The following is an 11,150-nucleotide window of genomic DNA, read 5'->3' on the forward strand; positions in this document are numbered from 1 at the left end:
CCATCTTTCTATATTACATATTATAAACCTACATATAATATAGCATTTATCCGAGAGCATTTGAAAACTAATCTCACCACCCCATCCACATAAAAAAAATATAGACACCCACTAAAATGTGCAATTCATCCCCGGCTTAAAGAAGCCGGAGAATTCTTGCACAATAAAGTTAAAAATACTTTCAAAAAAAGGTTTATATTATTTAAAAATATTATATAATAAGCATGGAGGTAAAAAAAGAGTAGATGGAATGGTTTATTGGTGGAGTATTGGTTCTGATTATTGGGATTGTTTCATTTATAATGACCAATAACTATCATACACTTATTGCTCCAGTCATACTATTCTTATATGGAGTTTATAGGTTAGTATTTGTAAAGTAACAATACCCAGTTTAATGGGCCTCTCCGTTGTTTAAATGACGGGGATTCACAAACCCATTATTTTTTTAGAAAGTTTTACTGCTTTTTCATCCGACGATTTTTAATCATATATTTGATAGCTAAATCCTATTTTTTGTATGCTTGGCCCAAACTTTCTCGTTGTCTTTGGCTGAAACCTTGTTGTCCGCCATCACACCAACCAGGTCATGGGCGACATAAGGCTCTTCAAGATAGCTAATGTCATCTGAAGAGAGCTTCAAATCAACCGAATTGACAGCACCTTCGACATGATGCATTTTGGTGGCTCCGACAATAGGAGATGTGACCTTTGTAAGCAGCCATGCAAGGGACACCTCGGTCATTGACACATCATAATTTCCGGCCAGCTCATCAACCCTTTTGATGATTTCTGAATCCTGTGCTTCTGTTGACTGGTATTTCAGTTTAGCGTAGAAATCCTCTTTCATTCTTTTAGAATCATTTCCTGGAAGTCTTGACAGTCTTCCTGATGCAAGGGCACTGTAAGGTGTTGTTGCGATATTGTCCGTTTGACACAGAGGAATCATTTCACGCTCTTCTTCTCTAAAAATCAGATTATAATGTCCCTGAATAGATACAAACTTTGCAAACCCTTCGCTTTCGGCGAGTGCATTTGCCTTTGCAAGCTGCCATGCAAAACAATTGGATATGCCTATGTATTTTACCTTGCCCTCTTCGATTACCTCATTCAAACCTTCCAGAATATCATACAGAGGAGTGTTGTAATCCCACATGTGATAGATGTAGAGGTCGATATAATCAAGGCCCAGGTTGGCAAGACTCTTTTCAGCCATGTTGTGGATGTGCTCCTGACCTGTGACATTGTTCTTAATGTCATCTTCTGATCTTGGCAGAAACTTGGTTGCAACCACAACATCCTCCCTTGATGCATTTTCACGAATCGCCTTTCCGACATACTGCTCGGATGTTCCGTTCTGATATCCTATAGCAGTGTCATAGAAATTGATTCCGTTATCAAGTCCATTGGTTATTATCTCGATTGATTCCGCCTCCGGCAGTGTCCATGTATGCATTCCGTTTTTAGGATCTCCAAATCCCATGCAGCCCATACATACACGACTTACATTCAAATTTGAGTTTCCGAGTTTGACATATTTCATGGGATACACTCTGTAATTCAAGTAAGAAATATCTTACTGATTCACAGCACTCTGAAAAAATTTAGGCATGCCTAAAAATTTATATAGTATAGGACACAATTATTATATAAATCAAAATAACCCCTGGAGGAAAACTTATGAATTTAGAAGGCGTAGAAAAAACCATGCTTTTGACATTATTTGCAAAAGCAAAACATTCACAGCAAAAGAACCATAAATTCTATGATTCAAAGGCAATAGAAGTAATATCAAAAGTTGATTACGATTTCAGCATAGCTGAGAAGGACAAATTTATGCAAATGGGAACCGTTGCAAGAACAATAGTGCTAGACGAAATGGTCGGAAACTACATTGACGCCCATCCCGAATGCACAATCGTAAATATTGCATCAGGAATGGATACACGCTTCAACAGACTGGACAACGGCAAGGTCAACTGGTACAATGTTGATTTGGAAAACTCAGCCAAATACAGATTGAAATTCATTGAGGATACAGACAGGGTCAAAACACTTGCCTATTCAGCAATGGATTCCGGCTGGGCCCAGGAGATTGCAATAAGAAATGATGTCCTCTTCATTGTTGAGGGATTGACAATGTATCTGAATCAGAATGACGTTGAAAGCATAATTAACATAATTGATGCAAATTTTGACACATGCACAGTATTCATGGAAATAATGCCTCCGGTTTCAGTTAAAAACACCAAAGAGGAATCCATAGAAGATACAGACTCCAAGTTCATATGGGGCGTTGAAAAAGGCAGTGAACTAACAAAATTCAATGATAATTTCAAATGGATAAAAGACGTTAATCTGTTTGACGGAGTCAATGTCTACAAGCCACATTACAGGATATTAACCTGGCTTCCAATGCTAAGAAAAAGAATGGATTATATTGCCGTTCTTGAAAAATAGGCAATAATTTTAGCAAGTGCCTGATGAGCGCTTGCTAAAAAAATAATCATTTTCTATCCACAACCGCCATACATTCCAGAAAATTATCTTAAAAATATCACACGATTTTTCCTATTGTTTTATTCAATTCCTCGACTATTATCTCAACACATTCTTCAGCTTCACTGTCCAATCTGAAGGGGTCTCTTGCAGATACTTCAAGACCCTCTAAAATTTCATTGACAGCAACTGTTCCAGCCACATCGATTCCCTTATTTTCTAGAATTTTGTTGACGCATCCGTTCGGACATCCGTTGACGGCAACAATCGGATACTTCCTAAGCATCCCGTCATTCCTGCCATCAATATCGGCTGAAGTCGAACCCATACAAATAGATATTACATTTTCATTTTCATTTCTGCAGTCCCCTACCGCCACACGGGACACCAAACCATTTGGACTCATTCCGTTGCAGGGAGCCAATGCAATTTTATCAACCATACCATCACCAACCCACTTAAAAAATCAGAGCCAATACTGTTCCGCTTGGGAAGGCTCACCTTTTTCTTTTTCTTTTTCTTTAACCCTACTATAAATGGCACCAATACCCAAAAATTGAGTTACAAACATTAACATGTACAAGAAAACCCCCCAAACATAATTTAAAATGTCAAAAGGAAATACAATTATAGTAAGGTATGAAAAGATAGCCATGGCTATGACAATCATTGTATAATCCTTTGCATATTCCGCCCAACCGATTGTATCAATATTTCTTTTGATTCCAACCAAATTAAAAGCGGATCTTAATTTGCCGGTATCTGCAAGCCTTGCCAATGCGATTTCCATGAAAAATGCAGTGGCATAAAACAGAACCGCTCCTATAAAAAGAAAAGTCAAGGCATCAACGAAACTGTGTGAAAGCAATAAATGAACGGTTTCAGGAGCGTCCATTAACAAATCTTCCAAATCAAATGGAGGAAATCCAAAAGGAGAAGATATAATCTGCAAAATATATCCCTGAACACCCAAATAAACAGCAGAAACAATAAATGATTTAAATCCCAATACGAAAACATCTTTAAATATGATTTTTGGTAATCGTACACCTTCATTTATTCTATCGCGAGCAATTGTCATCCCATATCCAAATAATAAGGAATCCATCAAAACCATAAGCAGCATTACCTTAAGCGACTCCGAATTATCAGTTAAATTGTCAATATAAACCCACACACAGAACAAAAACAAAATAAATATAAAGAATGGCTTGTTATATGTGGTATAATCCCATACTTTTTTCATTTTAAACAATGGCATGACTACTCCTCAAAGTATTATATTAAAAATTAAATAAATAAATCTAACGAATTAAGTTAAAAAAAATATATTCCATTATTGAAAAATAGTCCAACAGCATGAAATGCTGTTAGGAAGCATTATCAATTTTAATTGACTTGAATTTATTTAGCTTATTGAACTCTTCAAGATATTTGAGACAATCTTTGGTTTTGCTTTTGTCATCGCCGTCAAAAGAGGAATCGACAACATATTAATCCCCGTCTACTTTGATTATTTCCAAGACGCCGGATTTTTCCTTAACTGAATCAAAATATTCCACATATGTGCCGTTGATAATTTTCACCTGACGGCCATCATTGTTCTCGAAATAGTCATCATGGTCAACAAATGAACTGTATCTACCCATTTCCATTTCAAAATCGTCTTTAATGAAAGTTAAAAAAAATGTATACGTGGCAGGTGGCCACATGTTTAAAAAATATTACTTGAGCCTATACAACCACTTTAGATACAACATCCTTTTTGCCGGTGACCTGAACACTTTTTCCATCCTGAGCGTACATGAATATTGCAACATCGTCCTGTTCGTAGTAGAATCCCTCTTTGCCGTTAATGGTTTTTTTGACTGCACCATTCTCAGGAGTTAATGAATCCATAGTATAGTTTTTGTCCTTGATGAAAATCACCTGGAGATTAAGCATGTCGCCCTTTTCATTCAGGTACTGGTGATTGCTTAAGGTAACCTCTTCGCTTCCCAAATTATATTTATCATCATCCTTTGCGAGGTCTTTTTGTTCCCCATAACCTTTAGGCACATTGAAGTTAATTCCATCAATTGTTACATTTGTATCCTCGTTGAAAGGAGTGATGTCCAATGCACTCAATATACTTACGTCATCATCCTCCGCTGCGGACAATGGGCCGACTGCAATAAATGCAATAGCCAAACCAATTATTAAAAAATGTTTTAATTTCATAGTATCACATTGATATTTTAAAAATGAAACATTAATATACTTTACTTTTTAACAAGCATGACTTAAAAAAGGTAAATTATTTTCCACAAATTATATATTTAGGTATTCCTAAAACTTTAAATGAAAACAATTTGAGGTGAGTTATTTGGTAGAAAGCGATGCAGTAACTAATGGAATTTTTTCATTTTTCATTCCAGGTTTAGGTCAGGCAATAGAGGGATACAAACTTAGAGGAGCAATATTTTTTATAATTGCAGTCATCATATCAGTAGCGCTCTTTCATTTCAACATAGACCAGACAATCCAATACATAGTGCATATAATCTACGGCCTTATCACAGCATATGACGCATATAGACTATATTAATTTGAGTATCAACTACTCAAATATTTTTTTTATAGTTAATTACCAAACTTTTTGGTATATATGTTTCGAACCATTTATCATAAACTTTTGTATCTAAAATCGATTTGGTATAAGTCTTTATGGTTAGATCTTCCAAATATTCTTTTGATTTTAGATAATAATGTTTTATTTCTCTTTTCATTTGTCTCCAAATTTGTTCGATTGGGTTTAAGTGTGGAGAGTATGGTGGGAGATAGATTAATGTAATATTTAGGTGTAATGCTATTTTTTTGATAAAAGCAGATTTGTGAACGCTATAATTATCAAGAATCAAGCATAACCTTTGTTCGGTTTGCATTTTACTTATTATATTTTCTTTATTTAAGAGGTTTAGTGTAATTTTTCTTCTTATTTCTCTTCTTTTTTTCACATTGTTTAATGATTCACGATTGCAGTGTTTTTCAATAATTCTAGCAATTGTTGAGGTCGTATTATCTTTATATTTTTCAAGGACTTTTAATTCTTTTTTCTGCAAAAACTTCATTATTTTCATTATTTTCCATTAAATGTTCATCTATTTCTTCATCTGTTAAATTAACTTCTTGTATTATATTATTGAATATAGTTTCAATTATTTTTTTATTCATGATTGAGCTCTTCTCTCTCCAAAGATATCATAATTGTAATAATTACCAAAAGTATTTCCTTTTATATTTTTATAATAGAATACAACTCGTTTAGATTTCACTTCATTGATTGTCTTCATTAATTCGGTTAATGGCATATCATATTTTTCAAGTTCATTATTTTCATCATCCATTATTTCTTTTACCATTCTAATTTTCTTTTGTGAGGGTAAATTCCTTAAGTCAATCACTATTTTTACAAGTTCTGTGAGTTCTTTAACTCGTCTAACAGATATGTATTCTCCTTTGAAAACATATACATTATTACTTTCTTTTGAGAAGTTAGTGAAATTATCTAATTCATTATTTATCTCAATATCCAATATTCCTTCGGGGAATTTTGTATAATCTATTTTATATTTATCTAATAACTCGTGTAATTTTATCATAAATCGAATATCCTCCCCTTTCTTATATATTTTTATAATATTTTATAGTATTTTTATTATTTGTGTTTGCACATCTTAATTCTAATAGTGATATTGCAATTTCTGGAGCAGTTGAGGAATTTGTTATTGTGATGATCGAGTTTCCATTAATTGTTAATAATCCTGTGGCGTTGATTTTGAATTTGTAAGGATTCACTATTTGTGTATGTTTTGTTCCTCGTTTATATAGTGATTTTTGTGTATATGGTTCATTTTGGAAAGATGCTTCATCAAATAAGACCATAATATCGTTTGTTGTAACGTCGTGTTCTTTTAAGTTTTTTTTAACTGTTCTTCTGCATCTTCTGGTGATTTTGAAAATTTGGGATATGCTTTGCTATAATTGTATCCTAATTTCTTTACAATTTTTCCTATTTGCTTTAAACTGTAATCTACATCGAATTTTTTATTAACAATTAAATGTACGTCCTTCATTGACATATTTGGTGTTTCTTCTATAATTTTATCCAATTCAATTAGTTGATCATAAGTTAATTTTGATGGCCTTCCACCACCAAAAGAAGGTTTCAAACCTTCCAATCCTTCAGATTCACATGTTTTAGCCCATCTGTGGACCGTTTGATAAGATTTTCCAATTATTCTTGCAGCTTCAGCAATAGAATGTCCTTCACTAATGATTCTAATTGCAATTAACCTTTGATAATACCTATGGTAAGCCACATACTTCGCAATTTCCTCATCCAGAGTTGTTTTGTTAACTTTTTTTAAAACTTTAATTGTAGATTTTCCTGACATAATCTATTATTTGTCATTCATCTATAATAAAAGTTTGGTAACTAACTATATATGAAAAATCCTGTAAAATAAAATATTGAAAAATAAAAGCAATAAAAAAAATTTAAAATTTAAAAAATTTAAGAATTCTTAAACAATTTAATAAATAATCCAATATTAAAGCTAAAACATTTATTGTCGGAGCTTCTGAAGACATTTACTATTCTCCTGAATTCGACATATATCCACTTAAAGACAAAATTGAAAACCTAAAAATCAATATTTTTGATGCCGATGAATTTGTTTACAATTATGACTATTCAAGATTTATATTCCTGTTTAGAGAATTTTTAGAAGAATTTAAAAAATAGGCAAACGTTATTTTGCAAATCTGCAAACACTCAAATGCCCCCACTTAATGTTATTGCTTTTCGCCACCGGCAGATTTAGGATCTTTATCAAATACATATTCAATATTGTTAAAGTCCAATACTTCAGTGAATTTAATGTTCTCTTTTGAAAATGATTTTTTAATGTCTGCCATTACTTCCCTTTTTCCTTCATCTTTCATATTAACGATTACCCTATCATCATAATCAATGAGCAATGTCTCTATAGATACGTTTCCATCGTTTGATTCAAAAATGATGTTGATTATTTGATTTAACGTTTCACAATATGCCGCATCAACATCCAAGCTTTCCAGATGATTGAACATTTCATTTTTCACATCATCATCTTTAGATTTAAGGGTATAGTTTCTTGATTTTTCAATCAATCCCTTTTTAACGAAAAAGAGTCCTGAATATTCCGTCTCTTTTCTTTCAACAAATTTTACATAAATTGCAACAAGCACAATTGATAAAACAAATCCCAATGGGAAAGATATCCAAACACTTGTTACGCCAATGAGGGGGTATAATGCGAATGTAAACCCTAACGGTCCAAGCAACTCTGAAATGAGGGCAATAATACCTGATTCAATAGGTCTTTCAATTCCTTCATAATAAAATATCAGCGTAGTTGAAACTGCCATAGGAATGAATGCTAATGAATATATTCTAAGAGCATTTTCAACCAATGCATCATTATGCACATCTGCAAGGTTAAAAAACATCAGGATTCCATCAGGATAGACCAATATGAATATAGTGAATGCTATTGAAAAGACAAGCGATAACAAAAGCGATTTTCTTACAATATACTGCACATTAAAAAAATCATTTTGAGAGTAAAAGACAGGCACAACAGATGATAACGTTTCCGAAAATCCTACAATGAAAATACTTATAATCAATAATGAATTCACACATACATTAAATATGTCCAAACCTAATACGCCCAAGGATGCGCCGAGGGTCAAATTAATAACATAAATCAATATTACATTGAAAACACCCATGCTTGCACCTGGAAGGCCTACTTTGATTATTTCAACTGTTGAAGTAATCCATGTTCTGAGTTTTACTTTGGACAAAACAAATTTGAAAGTCCTTTTTGAATCAAAATGATATTTAAAAGCTAAAATGAATGCAACTACATATCCGATAAGCATTGCAAGTGATGCACCTTCGATTCCCATATGAAAAACGACCAGAAACAAATAATCCAAAATTATATTGATGAGGTTTGCAATAACAATTAATGCTGAAGCAAATTTTGGCTGGCCATCCACACGAATGAATTGAGTTAACACGCCCAATACTGTCACTATTGGAAAACAGATGAATAAATAAAATCCATATGCTTTTACATATTGAATTGCATCAGCTACCGGATGCAATATTGAAATTAATGCATCTTCAAATAAAAAACATGCCAAAAAAATCAAAATCGCCAAAACCATAGTTGAAAGCATTGCTATTGTGAAATAATGATTGCTTCCATCCTCATCGAATTCCGCCTTCTTACTTAATGACAATATTTGGCCGCCCAATCCAAATAACCATTCAAATATCGTAATCAACAATATCAATGGTGATAATGTCTGCAATGCAGCCAGCCCATTAGACCCAATGAATGTTGCAACAAAACTCGAATCAACAATTGAAGAAATATTTAAAGCCATTGCTATAAGAATCGATGGCAACAGCAACTCTTTAAATTTATGAGAAATTATTTCATTTGACATGTTATCCCTATTCAAAGTAATTCAATTTATTTAAATAATCTATTAATCTTTTAAGATAGTTTTCATCTGGTTCGGGCCAGTCAAATCCTAATGAATGAAGAATTTCAGTGGTCTGTTCAATTTTAACATTGCCATCGAAGTCGTTTTCCTCACCAAGGTCGTCGATTGCAAGATCTGCAGTGATTATGCCCTGAATATTCTCGTTGATGTTTTGTTCATAAATTTGTTTAAATCTATCAATATCAACTTCCTCAATTCCATTACCGTATGAATTGAATGCATCAACTATGTTTCTAAGAGGAATATAGTTGTTATTCATACAGTGGAACACTCTGCATTTTTCCGGAGTCTTGGACAGTTCAAGAATTCCTTTTGCAACACAATCTATTTGGCTCATGTCTGTTTGTGTATTGGCCATGACAGTGTTGATAGCTTTCAGTTTATTAATGGCTTTTATGTTGTTTAGGAATGCATTGGTGTCGTAGTTTTTCTGGAATAAACCATCTGAGTAACGGCTCATCAGGTTTCCAAGCCTCATTATTTTTACTGAAAGCCCATTGGTCGCCGCTTCCAATACCATCCTTTCAGCCAAAAATTTACTGCATATGTATTTGTTTTCCAGAGACTGTTCATAGTATAATGTCCGCTCATCATATCTAGGATTTGGATATTCCTCCTCATTTAAGGAGTATGAGGAAAGAACGCTTATTGTGGAGGTCTGAATATATCTGACATTATTCCCTGCCTGGGCGAATTTAAGTCCATTAATTACGCCGTCGACATTAACTTTGAATATGTAATCATCAGCGGTGTAATGTTTTACGAGAGCTGCAGCATTTATTATTGTGTCAATCGGTTCGCCTTCAAGTTTCTTGAAGTCATCACTTTCTGTTATGTCCCCTTCACTTAAAATGATGCGTGATCCGATTAGTCCTGTCAGGTCTTCATCAAAGTAATAGTCCATCAAATCGATTAAACGTTCTTCACAGGAATCAAACTCACCTTTTCTCAACATACAATAGATTTTTCCATCTTCGTTCTTGATGAATTCATATAATATATGGATTCCTAAAAATCCAGTAACTCCCGTCAGCAGAACGTTGCCCAGTTCAAGTCTTTCACCCTCAAGGAAGTTTTCCATCGTATTTTCTTCGAGAAGCTTGTTGATTTCATTGTAGTTGTAGTTTTTGACAACATCCTCTTCCACATCCAACTCTGATTCAGAATCGCTTTCACCAGATAATACTTTTGCCAGCGCTCTAGGAGTTTTATTCATGAAAATATCGTCATATCTTACACTGTATCCTTGTTTAAGCAGTTTTATAATTAATTTAGAAGCAATAAGTGAAGTTCCTCCAATTTCAAAGAAATTATCCTCTGCACCAACAGGTTCCACATCCAATATGGTTGAGAATATTGCACAGATTTCATGTTCGAGTTTTGTTTTTGGAGCCACATAATTCATTTCTATCCTTGGTTCAGGAAGTTTTTTGATGTCCGTTTTACCATTAGGGGTTTGCGGCATCTCATCAATCTGCACAAATACTGTTGGAACCATATAATCGGTGAGACGGTCTTTTAAGAACTCTTTTAAGTCATCACTGTCAATTGCCCCATCGCCAACATAGTACGCACATAAATGGTCGTTGTTGTTGATCTTTTTAATTACTACAACCGCCTGTTTGATGTCCGGATAGTTGCCTATGTTAGTTTCAATTTCTCCGATTTCGATCCTTAATCCTCTTAACTTAATCTGATTGTCAATTCTTCCCTTGATATCAATTTCACCATTTGGAAGCTTGATGGCATAGTCCCCACTTCTATAATATGGAATGCCATTGATGGTCAGGAAAACCTCTTCGGTTTTTCCAGGCATGTTGTAGTATCCTTTACCAACACCGGTACCTCCGATATACAGTTCGCCCATGACACCATCAGGCACCAATCTGCCGTCAATATCACGGACATCAGTGACATAGTTAGCCAAAGGAGGCCCTACAGTCAGATCATTTACATCAGTCACTTCCTTGTTGTTTGATGTAATTGTTGTTTCAGTCGGACCGTAACTGTTATAGACAACGGCATCACTGTATTTTCTTAAATTC

At 33.9% G+C, this 11,150-nt stretch carries 14 protein-coding genes; 2 read left to right on the forward strand and 12 right to left on the reverse strand.

The features are described 5' to 3' along the window. Nucleotides 1-502: 502 nt before the first annotated feature. Nucleotides 503-1,543, reverse strand: coding sequence for an aldo/keto reductase (locus tag QZ138_RS10230; RefSeq protein ID WP_292888934.1), 1,041 nt, complete (start codon nt 1,541-1,543; stop codon nt 503-505). 137 nt (nt 1,544-1,680) lie between these two features. Here QZ138_RS10230 and QZ138_RS10235 point away from each other — a divergent pair, with 137 nt between their 5' ends. Continuing rightward, nucleotides 1,681-2,460 carry a class I SAM-dependent methyltransferase gene (locus QZ138_RS10235; protein ID WP_292888935.1) on the forward strand — a complete coding sequence of 260 codons (780 nt, stop codon included), beginning with the start codon at nt 1,681-1,683 and terminating at the stop codon, nt 2,458-2,460. 97 nt (nt 2,461-2,557) lie between these two features. Here QZ138_RS10235 and QZ138_RS10240 read toward each other — a convergent pair whose 3' ends face one another. The 4 genes from QZ138_RS10240 to QZ138_RS10255 form a co-directional block, all read right to left on the reverse strand. After that, complete coding sequence (locus tag QZ138_RS10240) at nt 2,558-2,941, reverse strand: putative zinc-binding protein (protein WP_292888936.1); 384 nt, start codon at nt 2,939-2,941, stop codon at nt 2,558-2,560. Between the two features lie 24 nt (nt 2,942-2,965). After that, entirely contained in the window at nt 2,966-3,760 is a 795-nt protein-coding gene (locus QZ138_RS10245; protein ID WP_292888937.1) for a DUF4013 domain-containing protein, read from the reverse strand. A 232-nt stretch (nt 3,761-3,992) separates the two neighbouring features. Next, complete coding sequence (locus QZ138_RS10250; RefSeq protein WP_292888938.1) at nt 3,993-4,154, reverse strand: hypothetical protein; 162 nt, start codon at nt 4,152-4,154, stop codon at nt 3,993-3,995. Nucleotides 4,155-4,233: 79 nt separating this feature from the next. Further along, entirely contained in the window at nt 4,234-4,719 is a 486-nt protein-coding gene (locus tag QZ138_RS10255; protein ID WP_292888939.1) for a hypothetical protein, read from the reverse strand. A gap of 145 nt (nt 4,720-4,864) precedes the next feature. On the opposite strand from QZ138_RS10255, the gene QZ138_RS10260 reads away from it, so the two are divergent. Next, nucleotides 4,865-5,086 carry a hypothetical protein gene (locus QZ138_RS10260; RefSeq protein ID WP_292888940.1) on the forward strand — a complete coding sequence of 74 codons (222 nt, stop codon included), beginning with the start codon at nt 4,865-4,867 and terminating at the stop codon, nt 5,084-5,086. Nucleotides 5,087-5,102: 16 nt separating this feature from the next. Here the strand turns inward: QZ138_RS10260 and QZ138_RS10265 are convergent, their stop codons facing one another. The 7 genes from QZ138_RS10265 to QZ138_RS10295 form a co-directional block, all read right to left on the reverse strand. Continuing rightward, a complete protein-coding gene (locus QZ138_RS10265) occupies nt 5,103-5,600 on the reverse strand; it encodes a transposase (RefSeq protein ID WP_292888941.1) in 498 nt (165 codons plus the stop codon). Further along, a complete protein-coding gene (locus tag QZ138_RS10270; protein ID WP_292888942.1) occupies nt 5,572-5,712 on the reverse strand; it encodes a hypothetical protein in 141 nt (46 codons plus the stop codon). The genes QZ138_RS10265 and QZ138_RS10270 overlap by 29 nt, the downstream gene beginning before the upstream one ends. Further along, entirely contained in the window at nt 5,709-6,140 is a 432-nt protein-coding gene (locus QZ138_RS10275) for a hypothetical protein (RefSeq protein WP_292888943.1), read from the reverse strand. Before QZ138_RS10275 ends, QZ138_RS10270 begins: the two co-directional genes overlap by 4 nt. 22 nt (nt 6,141-6,162) lie before the next feature. Beyond that, nucleotides 6,163-6,423, reverse strand: coding sequence for a hypothetical protein (locus QZ138_RS10280; protein ID WP_292888944.1), 261 nt, complete (start codon nt 6,421-6,423; stop codon nt 6,163-6,165). A gap of 29 nt (nt 6,424-6,452) precedes the next feature. Further along, nucleotides 6,453-6,935, reverse strand: a complete 483-nt coding sequence (locus QZ138_RS10285; protein ID WP_292888945.1) for a helix-turn-helix domain-containing protein — start codon at nt 6,933-6,935, stop codon at nt 6,453-6,455. Between the two features lie 400 nt (nt 6,936-7,335). Continuing rightward, nucleotides 7,336-9,045 carry an MATE family efflux transporter gene (locus QZ138_RS10290; RefSeq protein ID WP_292888946.1) on the reverse strand — a complete coding sequence of 570 codons (1,710 nt, stop codon included), beginning with the start codon at nt 9,043-9,045 and terminating at the stop codon, nt 7,336-7,338. A 7-nt stretch (nt 9,046-9,052) separates the two neighbouring features. Beyond that, nucleotides 9,053-11,150: SDR family oxidoreductase (locus QZ138_RS10295; RefSeq protein WP_292888947.1), on the reverse strand; the 2,098-nt coding region annotated here is incomplete at its 5' end.

It is taken from the genome of Methanobrevibacter sp. UBA212 (assembly GCF_905233225.1).
In the GTDB taxonomy this organism is placed as follows: Archaea; Methanobacteriota; Methanobacteria; order Methanobacteriales; family Methanobacteriaceae; genus Methanocatella.